General features: G+C 37.3%; 15 protein-coding genes. 10 read left to right on the top strand and 5 right to left on the bottom strand.

What is annotated here, in order from left to right:
- Positions 1–131: 131 nt before the first annotated feature.
- Entirely contained in the window at positions 132–2,492 is a 2,361-nt protein-coding gene (locus A8B79_RS14875) for a S9 family peptidase (RefSeq protein WP_066224227.1), read from the bottom strand.
- Between the two features lie 65 nt (positions 2,493–2,557).
- Entirely contained in the window at positions 2,558–3,076 is a 519-nt protein-coding gene (locus tag A8B79_RS14870) for a hypothetical protein (protein WP_066224224.1), read from the bottom strand.
- 538 nt (positions 3,077–3,614) lie between these two features.
- Here A8B79_RS14870 and ccsA (A8B79_RS14865) point away from each other — a divergent pair.
- From ccsA (A8B79_RS14865) to A8B79_RS14840, 6 genes are all read left to right on the top strand, one after another.
- Complete coding sequence (ccsA, locus tag A8B79_RS14865; protein WP_328514346.1) at positions 3,615–4,340, top strand: cytochrome c biogenesis protein CcsA; 726 nt, start codon at positions 3,615–3,617, stop codon at positions 4,338–4,340.
- 9 nt (positions 4,341–4,349) lie between these two features.
- Positions 4,350–4,610, top strand: a complete 261-nt coding sequence (locus A8B79_RS14860; protein WP_066224220.1) for a CcmD family protein — start codon at positions 4,350–4,352, stop codon at positions 4,608–4,610.
- Complete coding sequence (locus tag A8B79_RS14855) at positions 4,600–4,989, top strand: cytochrome c maturation protein CcmE domain-containing protein (protein WP_066224215.1); 390 nt, start codon at positions 4,600–4,602, stop codon at positions 4,987–4,989. Before A8B79_RS14860 ends, A8B79_RS14855 begins: the two co-directional genes overlap by 11 nt.
- A gap of 2 nt (positions 4,990–4,991) precedes the next feature.
- Positions 4,992–7,478 (top strand): cytochrome c biogenesis protein CcsA, encoded by a 2,487-nt coding sequence (gene ccsA / locus A8B79_RS14850; RefSeq protein WP_066224212.1) that lies wholly within the window; start codon positions 4,992–4,994, stop codon positions 7,476–7,478.
- Between the two features lie 39 nt (positions 7,479–7,517).
- Entirely contained in the window at positions 7,518–8,231 is a 714-nt protein-coding gene (locus tag A8B79_RS14845; protein ID WP_235603765.1) for a hypothetical protein, read from the top strand.
- A gap of 264 nt (positions 8,232–8,495) precedes the next feature.
- On the top strand, positions 8,496–9,350 hold the full coding sequence (locus A8B79_RS14840) for a sigma-70 family RNA polymerase sigma factor (protein WP_066224205.1): 855 nt from the start codon (positions 8,496–8,498) through the stop codon (positions 9,348–9,350).
- A 334-nt stretch (positions 9,351–9,684) separates the two neighbouring features.
- On the opposite strand, the gene A8B79_RS14835 is transcribed toward A8B79_RS14840, so the two are convergent.
- Together A8B79_RS14835 and A8B79_RS14830 are read right to left on the bottom strand one after the other, a co-directional pair.
- On the bottom strand, positions 9,685–10,461 hold the full coding sequence (locus tag A8B79_RS14835) for a sterol desaturase family protein (RefSeq protein ID WP_066224202.1): 777 nt from the start codon (positions 10,459–10,461) through the stop codon (positions 9,685–9,687).
- 8 nt (positions 10,462–10,469) lie between these two features.
- Positions 10,470–11,579 (bottom strand): hypothetical protein, encoded by a 1,110-nt coding sequence (locus A8B79_RS14830; RefSeq protein ID WP_066224200.1) that lies wholly within the window; start codon positions 11,577–11,579, stop codon positions 10,470–10,472.
- Positions 11,580–11,643: 64 nt separating this feature from the next.
- On the opposite strand from A8B79_RS14830, the gene A8B79_RS14825 reads away from it, so the two are divergent.
- The 4 genes from A8B79_RS14825 (at position 11,644) to A8B79_RS14800 (ending at position 18,055) form a co-directional block, all read left to right on the top strand.
- The gene (locus A8B79_RS14825) at positions 11,644–14,520 is read left to right on the top strand and encodes a sensor histidine kinase (RefSeq protein ID WP_066224197.1); all 2,877 of its coding nucleotides are present in this window, start codon (positions 11,644–11,646) and stop codon (positions 14,518–14,520) included.
- A gap of 10 nt (positions 14,521–14,530) precedes the next feature.
- Positions 14,531–15,163, top strand: a complete 633-nt coding sequence (locus A8B79_RS14820) for a response regulator transcription factor (RefSeq protein WP_066224194.1) — start codon at positions 14,531–14,533, stop codon at positions 15,161–15,163.
- A gap of 86 nt (positions 15,164–15,249) precedes the next feature.
- The gene (locus tag A8B79_RS16060) at positions 15,250–16,500 is read left to right on the top strand and encodes a hypothetical protein (RefSeq protein ID WP_153038456.1); all 1,251 of its coding nucleotides are present in this window, start codon (positions 15,250–15,252) and stop codon (positions 16,498–16,500) included.
- 34 nt (positions 16,501–16,534) lie between these two features.
- Positions 16,535–18,055, top strand: coding sequence for a hypothetical protein (locus A8B79_RS14800; protein WP_066224184.1), 1,521 nt, complete (start codon positions 16,535–16,537; stop codon positions 18,053–18,055).
- Positions 18,056–18,159: 104 nt separating this feature from the next.
- Here the strand turns inward: A8B79_RS14800 and corA are convergent, their stop codons facing one another.
- Positions 18,160–19,245 carry a magnesium/cobalt transporter CorA gene (corA, locus tag A8B79_RS14795; RefSeq protein ID WP_082894204.1) on the bottom strand — a complete coding sequence of 362 codons (1,086 nt, stop codon included), beginning with the start codon at positions 19,243–19,245 and terminating at the stop codon, positions 18,160–18,162.
- Between the last annotated feature and the right edge of the window lie 65 nt (positions 19,246–19,310).

Below are 19,310 nucleotides of genomic sequence, written 5' to 3'. Positions count from 1 at the left end.
GCTCAGCAAGAAATGCAAAGAAGAAAGAGTTTCTTCTGTATGAGAAGTAGCTGTTCTGATGGAGGTTAATTCAAATCACAAAAAGTAGGGACGTATCGCCATACGTCCCTATTGATTGGTTTTATTTTAAATCAGTCCTCATCCTGAGGTAAATTAAACTCCACATTTGTTCGGTAATCTCCTAACAAGTGCTCTGCAAAATAATACCAGGTCATGCGATCGAAATATGGTTGCATTGGTCCGAAACCATGTCTGCGTCCCGGTAACATCATCATATCAAAACGCTTTCCTTCTTTGATGAGCGCATTTGCTAATCTGGTTGTATTGGCAGGATGAACATTGTTATCCATATCTCCATGAACAAGCAATAACTTTCCTTTGAGGTTCTTAGCCAGCTCAATGTTGGTTTCCACAGGAGCTTCAAAAGTAATGACTTCTTCTTTGGTTTTCGTGCTGTCATCATTCATTTTGGTAACAGTTTTCTTCTTCTCTTTTACACCATTATGAACTTCGCCCCACCAGATGTTATAAATATTGTTATCGTGATTTCCTGCCGAAGAAACAGCTACATCATAAAAATCGGGATAAGTAAGCAGAAGAGCTGTACTCATAAATCCACCACCGGAATGACCGTAGGTTCCAACTTTACCTGCATCAATGAAAGAATGTTTGCCGGCCAGTTGCTCGATACCGTATTTGTTATCAGCTAACGGATAATCACGCATGTCGCCATAACCGTAATTGTGATAATATTTAGAGCGAATCGGACTTCCTCCACGATTTCCCATCGCAACAACGATAAATCCAACCTGAGCTAATGTTGTGGTTCGTGCTCTGGAGCCTCCGATCGTAAAGTTAGCCGGGAAAGGTTCAGTTTGTGGTCCCGGATACACATAAGAAATAACCGGATATTTTTTTGTAGAATCGAAATCGAAAGGTTTCCACATTACGCCATAAATATCTGTGGCTCCGTCTGCGGCTTTTACTTTGAATGACTCCGGAGCTTTCCAGCCTTGCTCTACCATCTGAGAAATATCTGCTTCTTCAAGAGTTGTAATTACTTTACCGGAACCGTCTCTTAGTACAGACTTAGTAGGCAGATCTACTCTGGAATAATTATCTACAAAGAAATTTCCTTCATCGGAAGCATTGATGGAATGGGTAGCATCTTCAGGTGTGAGATGAGAAAATCCGGAGCCGTCAAACTTTACACTATAGAGATTGGAGTAATAAGGATTTTGTCCTTCTTCACGCCCGTATCCTTCAAAGAAAATTCTGGAAGCTGTTGTATCTATTTTAACAACATTGCCAACTACCCATGGTCCTGAAGTGATCTTGTTTTTCAGATTTCCATTGCTGTCGTATCTGTAGAGTTGTCCCCATCCGGTGCGTTCACTCCACCATATATATTCTTCTCCTTCATTAATGATCGCAAGTCGGGCATACCTTGTGTTGAAATACGGCTTACTTTCTTCTGAAAATAGTACTTCAACTTCTCCTGTTGATGTATTCGCTTTTAATACATCAATTTTACTCCATGTTCTGTCACGACGAAGGATGTAAAGAAAATCAGATCTGTCAGTTTCAAAAATACCACCTTGATTGAAGTATGCTCCACCCAAAGATTGATCTTCCCATTTATCTGTATCTAAAGTCACTGATTCGGTAGTAGCAGGATCAAAGACTTTGATCTCATCCACATAAACATCTTCTTCTCCTGGCATTGAGTATTTATAGGTTTCTAATTCAGGACGTTTTTTTAACGAGTTGATCACCCAAAGTTCATCTACTTTGCGCTTATCCTGCCGTTTAACCCAGAACTTCTTGCTGTCTTCAAACCAGTTTACTCTTGCTCTGTGTTTTTCAGTTTTGGAAGTGTCACCATCACTAAATTGGTAACTGAACCAACGCTCTCCGTCTTCGGTGATCTGAGTTGCAGTGCTGTCATGATCGTCTTTACCCATAATGAAAAGGTTGTGGTGTTTTGCAAAAACCACATAGGAACTATCGGGAGAATATGATCTCCAGTTTTCACGCTCATCTTTTTCCAGAGAATCTCCACGGATCAAACGATTGCCGTTCAAGTTATAAGTAAACTCAACACTGTCTACATGGAAAGTGAATAGCTCACGATCGGTGTCATAATCAAAGCCTTTCAGGTCCAGATCTTTGGCATTAAAAGTTCTGCTGAAACTCTCAGATAGTTGAGCCGCCATTTCTTCCTGGTCGAAAAGCAGACGCTTATTTCCTCGTTCACCATTAACGAAATACCAGTTTTTACCTTCGGAATTTTCGTAAGTGTACCAAAAGTTATTGGTGTCGTCGATCCAGCGTGGAAATACTGAAGTACTCCCCACCATTTTTTGCATTTTCTGGGTAGTAAAGCGCTCTGCCAGCTCAAAGTTAGCCTTTTGATTTTGTGCAGAAGACAAGCTGTTCAGGGAAAAGCTAATCAGCAGTAAAAGGAAAAAGAAAGATGTTAGTTTGTTCATTATGCTCCGTTATTATTGTACGGAGATAAGAAACGGTTTCTTTTTGTAAAAGGGATTTAAAAGAACTAAGAAAACTTCTTTCGTTCCTGATCATAGTCTTCATCACTGATCAATCCCTGCTGCCAAAGTCCGGTCAGATAATCCAGTTTTTCAAGTGTACCCGGATCATGAGTGGGTTTCCGTGGTTTTATCTTTTCAGAAGCCTTGAGCTTTTCTTTTTGATAGGCGATAGCTGTATCAATTTTTTCAAGAAAGCTTTCGGGGTTTTCAATTCCTTCAAGGATCAATGCGCTTACATTCGCCTTAAGTTTGACATTACCTATTCCCAGAAGCTTTTGAAGACCGGTTTGGGAAACAGAAGTTTTGAGTATGTTGACCAGTTCTAATTGAGTTTTATCTTCTTTTGTAACCTTTGAAACAGACGTATCTGTGATTCGATATTGAATGCTACTTATTTTCCTGTTGATAAACCAGATCACAACAATTCCTATCAAAAGAGGAATCAATAACACACCGATCAGATATCCCCAAAAATAATTTTTACGGGAAGGGTTGAGGATGATGGATTTTTCAGGATTGGTCATCAGATTATTCAAATATATTTTTGAAAACTAAAATAACAAAGGAATTGAAGAACATCGAGAAGAAGAACAATTGAATATCGAATAATGAACAAGGAATGATGAATAATTAGTTTTAAAAATTCATTTCCTTTGTTTGAATTTAAGCTAGAAGGGCGTTCACGCCCAACGAATATGTTCGGATTTAAAATAACTTATTTCGAATCTTAAGATATTCATTATCCACATCCCGCAGAACCTGAAGGATCTGTTTAAAACAATAATTGAAATAGGAGAAATTAAACCAGCAGGACGTTTACGTCCGGGTTAAAACATCGAGAAGAAGAACAAGTGAATATTGAATAATGAACAAGGAATGATGAATATCGATTGTCTTTTATGATGATAATTTTTGGTTAATTCAGATCATAAGCTAGCATGGGCTGAAGCCCTGCTAAGGGGAATTGAAGAACATCGAATAGAAGAATAAAGAAAAGGACTAATAGCTATCAGCTAACTACTAATAGCTTTTTCTTTATTCATTCGAAAACATTAGTAAAAAATCCTCATCAAAGTTCTCATCTTCGTATATTTGGGCTTCAAAAAATTAAATCAGAAAAGAGCACTCACCTTGAAGATCTGGAAATATATTGTTGCACTGGGAATGACCGGAGTGATCGCTGCAGGAATCCTTATCAGTATCCCTCAAATTCCCATTCTTGAACAAACTGCCCGGAATTTGTTTTTCCATGTTCCTATGTGGATGGCAATGTTTTCGATGTTTGCAATTAGTTTTTACTACAGCATCCGATATCTGAATACCCCGAATATAAGTTTTGATATTAAAGCGGAGTCTGCAGCTAAAGTAGGAGTGGTCTTCGGAATCTGCGGTCTGCTCACCGGTTCACTGTGGGCTCGTTTTACCTGGGGAACTTGGTGGACATTCGCAGAACCAAAAATGAATTTGGCAGCCTTGGCAGTGATGATCTATTACGCGTACTTTGTACTCCGTTCTGCATTCGATGACGAACAAAAGCGAGCTAAGCTTTCAGCAGTGTATAATATTTTCGCAGTTACAACGATTCCATTTTTGCTGTATGTGGTTCCGCGCCAACTGGAAAGCCTGCACCCCGGAGCAGAAGGAAATCCGGCCTTTAGTGAAATTACAGCTCCTGAATTACGCTTTGTTTTATATCCGGCGTTTATAGGATTTATTGCATTGGCGTTTTGGATATACGATGTAGTCCATCGATATAAAACGGTACAATATCACGCAGAAAATTCGTAGTTTTAAGAAATGAATATTCGCATACAAGATGCACCTCAAGCTACCGTTGATACTCTGACTTCTACATATGGAAACAAGTGGAGCGGAGCTGAACAACTAGATCAATCAAACGCATTCATTCAATTTATGTATTCTAACGATCTCATTTTTGTAGTACTTGGAGTTACACTGATCATTTGGTTGGTGCTACTGTTCTTTCTGATCAAAGTGGATAGAAATGTGAGCAAGCTCGAATCAACAATAAACACCCCTGAAGAACATGAAGCCTAAGTTAATTTTTGGAATCATTGCCATAATCGGTTTTACCTCTCTGTTGATGTATAACTTTGGAGAGAGTATCAGTACGTACACCAACTTCGAAAAAGCATCAGAAATGAAGACCGCTCATGTTGCCGGAGTACTTGATGAATCAAAAGATTATGGGTTTTCAATGGAAACCAAGATCTTCTCTTTTTATATGAAGGATGAAGACGGCGCAAGTAAAAGAGTGGTTTATTCAAAACCTAAGCCTAACAATTTTGAACAGGCCGACCGATTAGTTGTTATTGGAGAAATGAGAGGAGACACATTCTATGCTAACGAAATGTTGATGAAATGTCCTTCTAAGTACAACGATGCTCCTGAATTTGAAAAAGCATCACAAAGCTGATTATGATCGGAATTGTTGGTAAACTTTTAATTACTCTGGCGTTTGTTTCTGGACTAGGCTCTCTTTTCTACTATTTTAAAAGTGCTTCTGATGAAAATGAGCAAAGGCTGAAGATCGGGAATTGGTTTTTTGGCTTTCAAGGCTTGTTCATGATCGCTGCTTCAGCCTTACTGGTATATCTTCTTTTTACCCATCAGTTCAAATTCTATTACGTTTATAACTACACCAGTTTAGATCTTTCTGCGAAATACATCTGGTCTGCATTTTATGGTGGTCAGGAAGGTAGTTTTATGCTGTGGATCTTCTTTTCCTGGTTATTTGGATTGGGTTTGATTCGATGGACACGTGCTCCTTATCGCGCTCCGGTGATGTTTTTTCTGACACTTACCCAGCTATTCCTTATATCTATGATCGTTGGATGGCAATTTGGAGACCTGACAATTGGAGCTTCTCCATTCAGAACATTTGCAGAGAACTTTCCGGATATTCCCGTAGTACAAAATAACCCTGATTTTGCTCCACCGGATGGGAGCGGGTTGAATGATCTGCTCAAAAGCCCATGGATGATGATTCATCCTCCTCTTTTATTTGTTGGTTTTTCTATGATGACCATCCCATACTGTTTTGCTATGGCTGCACTGTGGAAAAGAAAGTACAATGAATGGGTTGGTCCTGCATTACCATGGACATTAAGTTCAAATGTGGCTCTACTTACAGCTATTTTTCTGGGAGGATATTGGGCATATGTAACTCTTTCTTTTGGTGGATTTTGGGCTTGGGATCCGGTTGAAAATGCTTCACTCGTACCATGGTTGATTGGTACAGCCGGCATTCACACTATGATTATTCAGCGAAAAAGTTCGGTGGCACAAAAGTCGTCCATCATTTTTGCATTGCTGGCTTATGTAGCCATTGTATATGAAACTTTCTTAACAAGATCCGGAATTTTGGCAGATTCTTCAGTTCACAGTTTTGTGGATCTTGGTTTATATAATCAGCTTTTGATCTTCATGTTAGTGATAACCGGACTGGGCTTGGGAATGTTTCTGTGGAGATACAAAGAACTTCCATCTCAGGAAAAAGAGTCGCAGATCTTATCGCGTGAGTTCATGACTTTTACGGGAGCAATCCTGCTGTTCATACTTGGACTTGTGATCATTTTAGGAACAAGTTCTCCGATTATAGGATTGCTATTCAATGAAAACCCAACTCCACCGGAAATCAGTTTTTACAATCAATGGAGCATGCCTATCGCTATGTTGATGGCAGTATTTACTGTGATCGGGCAATATCTGTTTTGGAAAAAATATTCGTTTGAAACCTTATCATCAGCTCTTATAAATCCGCTTTTAATTACGTCTGCTTTAACGATTGCGGCTGTATTTTTTGGTGAGGTCAGAGACTTATACTACATATTCTATATGTTTACAGCTTTCTTTGCTGTAGTTGGAAATACTTTCGTAATTATTCAGCTGTGTGTAAAGAAACCAAAGCTGATCGGAGGCTCAGTAACACACGTAGGTTTCGGGGTTTTATTGATCGGGATTCTGGCTTCATCTGTTTACAACAAGCCTATGTTGGATGAAAGGATCAGCAATTACAATAAACAGGTTGAGCAAGGCGTGATCAAAGATGAAATGGGTTTTACGGTTACTGAACCTGTTCTATTTCTGGAGTTAAAACTCGAAGAGCCGAAAATTGTAAATGATAAGTATATAGTAACCTATACCGGATTTGATTTACAGGATCAGAATCGTCCCGGCCAACAAACTTATAAACTTCTTTTTGAGCCCTTGCCTTTGGGAAGTGGGGAACCATTTTATATGAATCCGGAAGTGTACCCTATGCTGGCAACGTCTACTCAGGAAAACGTTCAATGGTCTGTTGATCCGGATGTTCGATCAGGTTTATTGAGTGATATTTATCTTTATGTAGCGGGAAGTTCATTTATCAAACAGAGAAATGATATGATAGCTCGACGAGCTAATGTTGATCCGGTTACAAAAGAAGAAGGCGAAGTTCCAGAGACACAGACCATCCAATTCGAAAAAGGGGAGACTATTACTGTTGGTGGATTCGAAATGTCATTTTTGGAATATGCAATGGAAGACACTTCGAAATTACCACCAAATACAAACATAGGAGTAAGAGCGCAAATCCAAATTACTCACATGGCTAGTAGTCAGCAGTATTTGATCGAGCCATTATTTGCACTATACAATGATGAAGAAGGCAAGACATTCGTGTTTTCGCCACCTGTTGAGTTACCCGGACATGATCTCACATTCAGCTTTTCAAAAGTATATCCCGAAAGTGGTGAAATTGATCTAAGTATTGAAGGGTTAGATGAAGAATATGAAAGTGAATGGATCTTAGTTGTAGCAGAACAAAAGCCCTTTATTTCCGTTGTGTGGCTGGGTACTTTTTTGCTGATGATTGGATTTAGCGTTTCAATTTTCCGACATTGGGGAAGAGAAAGGAAGAAATAGAATATTCAGTACCGAATTTCCAACATTCAATAACCGATTTTGATCAACCAGAATAAATTCAGATTTAAAAAATATCTAAAATGGATATTGATTATTCCTTGTATGGTACTGTTTATTGAAAATAGTAACGCTCAGGAGATCGATTTTATCCCAGAAGAACAATCTGACAATTTTAAGGATCTTCCAAGTCCCCGAAAAGCTTTATTACTTTCTTTTGTAGTTCCGGGGTTGGGCCATCATTATGTTGATAATGAAAACTGGACCAGAGGAAAGATACATCTGGGTTCTGAAATTGCTTTGCTTGCAGGATACTTTGGATTAAGTGCTCGGGCAAATCGACTGGAAAATAATCTTAATACTTTAGCTACATCCAAAGCAGGCGTTTCTTTATCCGGTAAAGATCGAGGGTTTGAGTTAGCAATTGCAAATTATGATAATCTTGAGGAATACAATGACTATCAGTTAAGAACCCGAAGATGGCAGAATATTCTCCCAAATACCCCTGAAAACAGATGGAACTGGGAATCTGATAATGCCAGATTTGAGTTTCAGAATACACGTGATAGAATTGCCAATTCTGAAAATCAACTACCAACTTTACTTACTTTGATGGTTGCCAATCGTATCTTTAGTGGGATAAATGCCTTTACACAAGCAAGAGAGGCATCATCTAAAATGCCGGAAGCAAGTGTAAGTTACTTGAATGAGTTTGGCGAAAGAGGAATTACTGCACGACTCAAGTTTAATTTTTAGATCGATATTAATTCAGTTAATTAATAAAAGAGCTAAACTAGAAAAGAAATAGCGGTATAAAAATTCTAATGTTTTTAGTATTCAGAATACTCATGGATCTTAAATTTTAAGTACTAAAGAACTTAAAAATTCGTATATTGGGTATTGCTTTCATCAGGAGCGTTGACATTTGAAGCTTAGAAAAAAGGTTGCAACCATTCAGCTTAATTTTATACGTCTCGCCCTTTGTAGCTTTAGTACTAATTTTCACAAAATATATTTACCGTGGCAAAAAGTTCCGGAATCTCAACTCGTGAGTCAGAATCCTTAGATCGTTATCTTCACGAGATTGGAAAAGAGAAACTTATTACTCCAGATGATGAAGTACGTCTGGCGAAAGAAATTCAAAAAGGAAGCCAGCGTGCACTCGAAGATCTTACAAAAGCGAACCTTCGTTTTGTAGTTTCTGTTGCAAAACAATATCAGAATCAGGGTTTATCTTTAGGTGATTTGATAAACGAAGGAAACTTAGGTCTTATTAAAGCAGCTAAGCGTTTTGATGAAACACGTGGATTTAAGTTTATTTCTTATGCAGTATGGTGGATCCGTCAGTCTATTCTTCAGGCACTTGCCGAACAATCAAGAATTGTACGTCTACCACTAAACCGTGTAGGTGCATTAAACAAAATTGGTAAAGAGCTTTCAAAGCTTGAGCAAGAATACGAACGTATTCCTTCTGCTCATGAGCTTGCGGAAAGTCTGGAAATGACCGTTGGCGAAGTAGCTGATACACTGAAGATCTCAGGTCGTCATTTATCTATGGATGCACCTTTTGCACAAGGTGAAGATAACAGACTTCTTGATGTTCTTGAAAATGAAGAGATTCCTAACCCGGATTTCGAGTTGATGGGCGAATCTCTGAAAGTAGAGATTGAAAGAGCACTGTCTAAGCTTACAAAAAGAGAAGCTGAAGTTATCAGATTGTACTTTGGAATTGGTCGCGAGCATTCATTAACACTTGAAGAGATTGGAGAACGTTTCGATCTAACTCGTGAGCGTGTTCGTCAGATCAAAGAAAAAGCACTAAGAAAACTTCGTCATCATAACAGAAGTGCTGCTCTTAGAGCGTATTTAGGATAATTGATCCTAAAAAGAAATTTAAGCCTCACCAATTAGTTTTGAGTGGGGCTTTTTTATGGGGAAAAGTATTTAACAATCACAAAATTCGTTTTTTAAATACTCTTTAGTCCATTAAATAACACAATTGTTAATCTTTTTCGTGTGGGCTCATCCGGGAGTTAGAAAGCGCAGCATCACTTTGGGTTAAGGCTGTTTGTTCTTGATCACTTAAGGTAAGAATAAGGTCAGCTCTGAGGCTTCTGGATCTGCAGTCTGTTGTAGGGTTAATGAGATAATTCCCGCATTATAAATTTAGATTGGAATATCTGGGTTATAATACTTGATATAACAGGTGCTATGAAGAGGTTCTTTTATTTTTAAGATCTTTCCACATATCCTTCCATTCATGAAAGATAACGGTAATGATATTATAGGTGTTGATATTATTAGTGATTCCAAACTTTGGAGGAACATCGGTTAATTCTTCTTGAAATGAACCAAAGAGCCGGTCATAAATAATCAGAACATTACCATAATTCCTGTTCAGGTATACCGGGTTTATTGCATGATGTACCCGGTGATGTGAAGGGGTGTTGAACAAGTATTCAATAGGTTTGGGTAGTTTCTTGACCAATTGAGTATGCTGAAAAAAAGCGAAAAGAAAACTCACTGTTTCTACAGCAAAAACCATGGTTGGTTCAAAGCCAATGAAAGGCAAAATGATCCAAAATGCATTATGATAGATCGAGTTTAGAAAAGGGATTCTTGCCGAAACTGAAAAGTTAAATTTTTCAGATGAGTGATGATTAACATGGACTGCCCAAAAAAATCTGTTCTCATGGCTGATTCTGTGAAACCAATAGTAAACGAACTCATTTAAAAAGAACAGTAGAACCCACGTCAAAGGAGTTGCAGGAATTTTAAATGGAGATAATTCGTAAACAAAATACCATATTGCAAGCCACAAACCTTTTCCTAAAACCCGAACCATTATTCCTAAAAAACCAAGCGAAATGCTAACAAGGCTATCTTTCCAGTAGTAAATATTAGATTCCGCCTTGAAGTCAATATAGGCTTCAACTGAAATAGCAATTATATATATGAAAAAGAATATTACTAACAGAGATTCCATTTTGGATATTAAGTCATATCAACAGCAGAAACAAAAGCAGGTTTGTTTTTTATCGTCGAGAGATCTTCCGGATTCATATTGATGTACCGGACCATCAGGTCAGCTTTAACGGTACCGTTTATTTTATGCAAAAGACCAAGATTGTTTTTTGTTAACAGTGACTTAGTTGTGATGGAACCTTCATCCTGCCAGACCATCCCCATATAAAACCCTAATTCTGAACAAGCATGCTCCATCAGTTTTTGTGCTTTATCAGAATGTTTTTCTTGAAACCAAAGGCTATCAAAAGCCAAAAATTTAAGTTTGTCAGGTTTAAAAAGCCTGTTGAAGAAAGGAATTTTGGGCAGCACCTTGAGCATCAGAAATCCTTTAAATCCCGGTATTTCAACAATTTTCCATTGTATCGGAATAGCTCTGATTCCTGCGACCCCCTTTCCACCATGATTTAATACAAAGCAGGTTCCAAAATCTTCTAAAGAATCAGTGAATACAAAATTGTGTTCTTCATAAAAATGACGCAAAGATTCTCTGAACATCTCATATTTATTGCTGTCTATACTCGAGATGCCAGTTTGTTTTTTTGGGAAAAAACGACTGAATAGAAAAGTATTGATCTTTCTTATCTTTTTGAATCCGAAAGAGCAGCAAAGATCTCTGGAGAGTGAATTATCAGACTCAACATATGCATAAAAAAGTCCTTTTTGGTCAGAAATTTTAAATGGTCGTTCAAGTTCCTCCTTAAAAATATTTTCAATATCATTTCTTAATGTGCTTTGTGTTTTATTAGCAACCTTCTTCCGTCTTGATTTCTTTTTCTTCTTGAAAGGATTGTAAACAGAAAGATATCGTACATAAGTAGCTTTTAATGGAGCAGAATCATAAGTGATGTTTCTTTCAATAAAACCAGCTGTACCTAACACCCGGATTCTTTTTTTTATTTGGATGAAGCGTAATCCGGATAGTTTTTTTACAGTATTTTCTGTTTCAGTGTGTTTGTACCTTAGCTTACCGGGAGTTCCAAGTACTGTCTTTTCCAATAGAGAAAGAATGCTTTTTGAAATCCCTTTTTGAGTAGTAACCGTTAGGTTCGAATCAGCTTTTTTTTGTTTTTTACTCATTACTGAAATAAAGAAATAAAATTCGCAGTTACTATTCTGCTTTGATTTACGTTACATTTGATACATGAAAAATACACTTTCCCTCATATTAATCTTAACATTTTGTACCATTTCGGCTTTCGGCCAGCTATATCCGTTCAGAACCTATTCTATTGAAGACGGTTTAAGTGAATCGGTAGTAAATGATATGATTCAGGACAGCGAGGGATTTCTTTGGATGGCGACCGGGTATGGGTTAAACCGCTTTGATGGAATCACGATCCAAAATTTCTTTGAAGATCAGGGTCTAAAAAGCAGCAAAATACACTCACTATTTGAAGATAGTAAAGGCAGGATATGGATAGGCACTGAATTTGGAGTGAATTACTGGCAAGATGATAGCCTGTATACATTAGCAAGATTATCAGCACTTGATAACCAAAGAGTCATCAGTATTTTCGAGGATTCCAATGAAGAAATATGGTTCGGTACTGACGGAGCCGGTGCCTGGCTTTTTGAGCAAGATGAGCAACTTATTCAATACTCGACTTCTCAGGGATTTTTAAATAATAGAGTTCGGAAAATAAAGGAATCAGAAGATGGATCCATTTGGTTTGCAACGAGGGGAGGACTTTCAGTATTAAGTAATGGAAATATAAGGACGTTTACTACTTCTGATGGGCTTCCTGAAAATCGTATCCGGGACATAGTTTTTGATGAAAATGATGAACTTTGGATAGCAACCAGAGAAGGTTTGGTTCACTATAAAAATGATAAATTCATTGTTTATGATGATAATCAAGGTTTAAATAATGTTAGAGTTCAAACATTGGTTTTTGATAATAATCAAAGACTTTGGTTGGGAACTGAAGGTGGGGTAAGTGTTTTTCAGGACGGAAGATTCAAAAATTTTACAATTGAGAATGGACTTTCCAACAACATTATTTATTCTTCAATTTTAGATAGAGAAGGTAATTTGTGGTTTGGAACTTTTGGAGGTGGGGCTAATATGTTTCTTGGGGATTACTTTGAAAATCATACCACAGTGGATGGGCTTGCTAACGATGTCGTTACATCAATAACTGAAGGAGAAGATGGAGAAATATGGCTGTCGACTTACGGAGGAGGTTTAAGTCTACTAAAGGACGGGCAATTTACAACCATGAGCCTAACAGAAGGTTTGTTAGATGACAAAGTATTTTCATTAGATAAAGATTCCAGTGGTAGAATTTGGATCGGAATGCGAAATGGCCTGGCCTATATTAAAGAGGGCGAACTTACAGTATTTAGTGAAGATGAATTCCCATACAGAAAAGTACGTCAGGTTTACGAAGACTCTAAAGGCATAATATGGATCAGTACTTACGAAGATGGAATAGTTAGGTATGATGACAATGAATTTAATTTAATTACTAGAGATGATGGCTTGGCGGATAATACTATTCTGGGTGCTGTTGAAGGAGATGATGGAAGCATGTGGATCGCAACTTACGGAGGAGTAAGCCGATACTTTGAAGGAGAAGTTGAAAATTTTACCATACAAGAAGGCTTGCCAAATAATGCCGTTATGATGGTAATTAAAGATGATATTGGAAGAATATGGGCTTCTACATTTGGTGGAATTGCATGGTTTGACGGGCTGAAGTTCCAAAGTATCACAACAGAAGACGGGCTGCCTAACAGAGTGTGCTACTTTATCCAGCAAAGCAACGATAGTTCATTTTGGATTGGTACTAATAATGGGGTAGTCAAGTTTGACTCTAAAAAATATTTCAGTGACAACCCCGGTGAGCGAGAGCAATCTTTTCAATTAATTACGGTTGAACAGGGCTTGGTCGCAGATGAGATGAATGTTGGTGCTGTGTATGAAGATAGTAATGGTCATCTTTGGTTCGGAACAGTAGAAGGTGTTAGTCATTTTTTCCCGGAGAACTATAAGGGGAACCCACTTCCACCGAAAGTGAAAATTGATCAGGTCATCACATCAGGTAGGGTGCAAAGAGGAGTAAAGCATTTTAACTTAGATTTTGATCAAAACTTTGTTGAAGTAGAATACTCCGGCATTAACTTTACAGCTCCAAATCAAGTGGTATATGAATATAAAATGGAAGGTGTTGATCCTGTTTGGCAACGAACTATGAGCAGGGTAGTAAAATATCCTTCTTTGCCTAATGGAGAATATACATTTTCTATTCACGCCCGTAATACAAACGGGACTTGGAGTGACGAAAAATCAGAAATCAGCTTTTCTGTGAAAGCACCTTTTTGGATGCAATGGTGGTTTATCACGCTTGTTGTGTTGATCTTAGTAGGAATTATATGGCTATTCTATAACTATTATAAAGCGAGAAAGCTTGTAGATATTGAAAGGATCAGGGTAAGAATTGCCAGTGATCTTCACGACGATGTTGGAGCTAGTTTGACAGAAGTAGCTCTTCAATCTGATTTTTTGCAAGCTAGTAAAATTGATCCCGAGTTTAAACAATCACTGGAACAAATTGGAAAGCAGTGTAGAAAAATCGTAACAAGCCTCGACGATATCGTATGGTCAATAGATGCAAGAAATGATACAGTAGGAGATCTTACCGATCGTATGCAAGACTATATATTAAATGTGCTGGAACCCAAGAACTTTCAGGTTAATTACGATTTTGATGATCTTAAAATGGAGAATAAACTTGAAGTTCCTGTAAAAGAAAATTTATATCTCATATTTAAAGAGGCTGTTAATAATATATCAAAGTACTCGAACGGGGATAAAGTTGATATTTCAATGAAGGCAGTGAATGGAGAATTCCGGTTTAAAGTTCACGATAATGGTACTTCAAGCAATGGAGCTAAAAAAACAGGACATGGCCTACGTAACATGGATATGCGGGCAAAAAGAATTGACTCAGATATTGAAGTTTCAACTGAAAATGGCTTTACTGTTCTAGTGTCAGGAAAACTAAATACTAACTAAAAGTGTAATTATGGCTATCGTCGGAATTGTAGAAGACAATATTAAGATCAGGGATTTAATTCAACGTTACTTAGACATGCAGGAAGATATGAGCTGCCCGGTTGCAAAAGACAGCGTAGAAGAAATGTTGGAATATTTGGAAAAGCATCAAGCTCCAGATGTTTTACTAATGGATATACAGCTACCGGGAATGACCGGAATTAAAGGGATGGAGATCATCAAGTCAAAATATCCTGATATAGACATTATTATGTTAACGATATATCATGACTCTCATAAAATATTTGATTCTTTAAAAGCAGGAGCTTCCGGATATTTATTGAAGCATACTTCACTGCCTGAAATCAAAGAATCTATTGATAACTTGCTGAAAGGTGGAGCGCCGATGTCACCACAAATTGCCAGAAAGGTAATTACACACTTCAATGACCAGGCTCCCCAAAAAAATCCTGATAGCATGTTAACAGACAGAGAGCAAGACATTGTAAATGGGTTAGTTGATGGATTAAGTTATAAACTGATTGCAGATAGATTTGATATATCGATAGATACTGTAAGGGCTCATATCAGAAATATTTATAAGAAACTGCATGTTAACTCCAAAGCTGAAGTTATAGCAAAATCGTTACGCGGAGAAATATAAATCAGCTAACATTATCATGTGATTTAATGTGCCGATTGTTATCTGCATTTTCATATTGAAATCTGAACATTCCAACAAGGATGATTATGAAACGCTCAAATATTTTATCACTCTCACTCTTAGTAACTATTTCAATATTCCTATCAGGATGCTACACTCAGTTTAGCAGCTTTGACAGATATTCTTCTGATTCGGACAGAAATTCTAAATATTATTCCTGGAATGACGATGAACTTTCAGAGGCAGGCTATTATTGGGATGATGAAGAACAAACTGCTAAACCTTATAGTTATTCTTCAGAAATTGAGGATGATGATTATGCAACAGCCGAAGAAACCGGACTTTACTATAAGGATTACGAAGTTGAGCAATGGTATAAAGACAACAACTTTGAAGGTGTATATTGGAACGGTTATGATGAAGGATTCGAAGATGGCTATCAGGAAGGGTATGATGATGGCTATAACGATGATTTCTGGTTCAGAGGTAGATATTATGCACATTTAGGATATAATTGGTACCCTCCATTTAGATCATATGTATCACATGGATGGTATTACGATGTTCCTTACCGATATAGTTCTCATTTTTATGGTTACGGAGGTTGGAATGATTTCTACTTGCAATTTGGGTACGGAGCAAGGTTTGATCCATATTATGGTTGGGTTTATAACAACTATGGTTATGGAGGCTATTACAGTAATCATTATTACTACGGCTATACCAATAACTATTATTATAATAACAGCAGAAGAAATAGCCGAAACTATTCATACGGAGCAAGAAGTAATGGCTTAACTCAAAAGTATGACAACAGAAATTCCAGAGTCAGACTTACAAACAGGAATTCCAGTTCATCTCTGACTAAGAGAAATTCAGGAAATGTAAGTCGTACCAGAAGTTCATCCAGAGTTAGGAGTAACAGTTCTACAAATGTTACGAAGAGAAGTAGATCAAATAATAACTCAAGAGTTCGTTCTAGTGGGTCTTCAAGCAAGAGAGGAAGCTCTGGAAATGTAGGATCAAGTAACTCCAGCAAACGATCTTCCGGTAACGTGAAAAGAAGTTCCGGATCAAAAAGAAGCAGTTCTTCTAATGTTAAAAGATCTTCGGGTTCTACTAAACGAAGTTCTTCCGGAGTGAAAAGATCAAGCTCAACGTCCAAAAGAAGTGGTAGTGTTTCCAGATCAAGTTCTTCTTCAAGAGTTAAATCTTCAAGCACTTCACGCAAAAGTTCATCGAGCGTAAAAAGATCTTCAGGGAGTTCTAGTAAATCGAGATCTTCATCATCAAGTAAACGATCAAAAAGTAGTTCCAAGAAGAAAAGAGGGAACTAAAAACTTAACCTAAATCTTTTATAATCTACTATTCATGAAGAGATTAATACTCTTACTCAGTGGAATTTTTCTGTCCGTTTCAGTAGCTGCACAAGATGGAGAGTCGCCCATTAGCTATAAAAGCTTAGCGTTACAAATGAGTACGCTTAATGCAAATGGAGATGCCTTATCATCGGTATCAACTTCGGTTTCTTCTTTCAATGGTTATGGTAGTTTTATAGATAACCCTGCTGCAATGGCTCTGGCGAAAGGAAGTTTTTATAGCTTAGGCTGGTTAAATCAAAATAATACTCAATCTAATGGGTATATCGGGTCTTTAAATGATACAGAATTCTCAAATACTACATTCGGTAATTTGGGATTGGTTTACAAAGTTCCTACGGATCGAGGCAGTTTTGTAATTGGGGGAGGCTACAATGTGATCTCAAAAGATGTTGACGACACATTCATAGATGCGACAAATCAAGACAATTCTATTACGGATCTTTTTAAGCAATCAGGCAGCGACTACAATGGGATAGCTTTTGAAGCTTTTGCAGTTGATTATAGAAATGACACGAACAATGAAATAGAATCCATTTTTAGAGTGGATGATCGGCCTGCAGGATTCTTAGGAATAGATCAATTTGCTGAAATTAAAAACAGAAGAGATATTGGAGAATTTTCCGTATTTGCTTCCACAGAGTTTCAGAAGAACCTTTTTGCAGGAATTTCGCTAGGTATAATAAATGGATCAATTAACTATGACAGAAGCTTTCAGGAGGTTGACGAAAACAATTTTTACAACGACGATGTAATACCACCCAGCGGTTCTGATCCTGCAACAGATATATTTTCCATTACATTAACTGATGAAATTGATACTGAATTTTTTGGTTTTACTGCTCGCGGCGGAATGATATATAAACCCCTTCCTTTCTTAAATTTAGGAGCTAGTATAGTATCTCCGTCTAAGTTTTTTGTAACTGAAAGTTTTTATTCGAACATCAGAACTGAATTTGATGATGATACTTTTACTGATGGAGACGAAACTACTTTTTTTGGAGAATTTGAATATGCAGTAACCAGACCTGCAGAATTCAAGGTAGGAGCTACGCTACAGGATATAGGAAATCTGACCATTTCTGCTTCTGCTGAGTATATAGATTACAGCTCTACAAAAGTTGATTTTACCATTAATACCGGAGATCTGGACCCCAGTGATGTAGCAATTTTAAAGGAAGATGAAGATGCTACAAATCAATCGATCAGCAGTACTTATAATGCTGTGATAAATTTTAAGGCAAGTGCTGCATACTCATTTAATAATGATACGAAAATTATAGCCGGCTATGCATTGCTACCAGGGAAAGAGGATTTCTATCAGTTTGAGGAAGTTGTGTATTCCGGTGGGCTAACTTTCCCTATTGCTGAAAATATATTTTTGGATTTGTCAGCACAATATTCCAGCAGAGGTGACCGTTCTGTAATATATGAGTTTGAAGATAATATTCAAGCTGTATCAAAGGAAAAAGAAAGGTTGAACATTTTAGCTGGAGTTAAATTCAGGTTTTAGAGATTGAAAAGAATTTACCCAAATACCTCCGTAGTTAGTTGAGACCGTTAGTTTTGAACGACTTACGGTCTCTTTTTTGTGAAACAAATAAGATCCAGTTCTCTTTACATCCAGTCTTTTCTCTTGAAGTATATAACCATTCCAATGGTAACCAAGATCATTACACCCCACGCGATAGGATAGCTATACTGCCAACCCAGTTCCGGCATGTACTCAAAATTCATTCCATAAATTCCGGCAATAAAAGTAAGAGGTATAAAAATAGTGGCAATTATAGTTAGCACTTTCATTACCTCGTTCATTCTGTTGCTGATGTTGGTTTGATACATATCATGTAAACTGGAAACCATTTCACGATTATTATCAAGACTGTCTACAATCTGTAAAGTGTGATCAGAAACGTCTCTGAGAAACAATTTCGTTTCGTCTTTAACAAGAGGTGAATCATCCCGGGTAAGTGAGTTTATACTGTCTCTTAATGGCCAGATACTTTTCCTGAATTGAAGAAGCTGTCTTCTTATTTTGTGAATGGAAGATAAAGCATTTCTGTCTTCACCCGACCAGAGTTCCTCTTCAATTATTTCGATATTCTCATTTAGTTCTTCGAGAACAGCGAAGTAATAATCGATAATGATATCCATCAAAGCATAAGACATATAATCAGGACCGCCTTTACGCATGCGGGTATTTTCTACTGCAAGGCGTTCTTTGATAGGTAGAAATATTTTACGTTCGGATTCCTGAAATGAAAAAATGAATTTCTCAGTAAACACTATACTAACCTGTTCCTGTTGAAGAACTCCATCTTCCATATAGAGCATTTTTAGTACGATGAAAATTTGCTCTCCGTAGTCTTCAATTTTTGAACGTTGAGTAGTGTTTAGAATATCTTCCTGAATAAGAGGATGGAAGTCAAATTCATCCCAAAGCTGCTTCAGGTATCCAATATCATGTAAGCCTTTAACCTGCACCCAGGTTGGGTTTGCTGTATCAACGTAGGGTTTACACTCATCAATGGTTGTAATTTTTTTTATATCCAGATGAGTATTGCTGTAATCATGTATTTCAATGATTATATCTTCCAGTTTTTTCTCCCCAATGTGAGTTAGGGTCCCCGGAGCGCTACCGATCTCTTTTCTGAAAAATTTATTCTTTATTCTTACAGGAGATAATTTTTTTCTAATACTCATAGATATCCGTTTAATTCTGCAGAAAGTAAGCAAAAAAAATCCCCACACATAAAAATGTGCAGGGA

The sequence above is a fragment of the Balneola sp. EhC07 genome (assembly GCF_001650905.1).
Taxonomy (GTDB): Bacteria; Bacteroidota; Rhodothermia; order Balneolales; family Balneolaceae; genus Balneola.
This window is presented reverse-complemented; position numbering and strand designations above follow the sequence as displayed.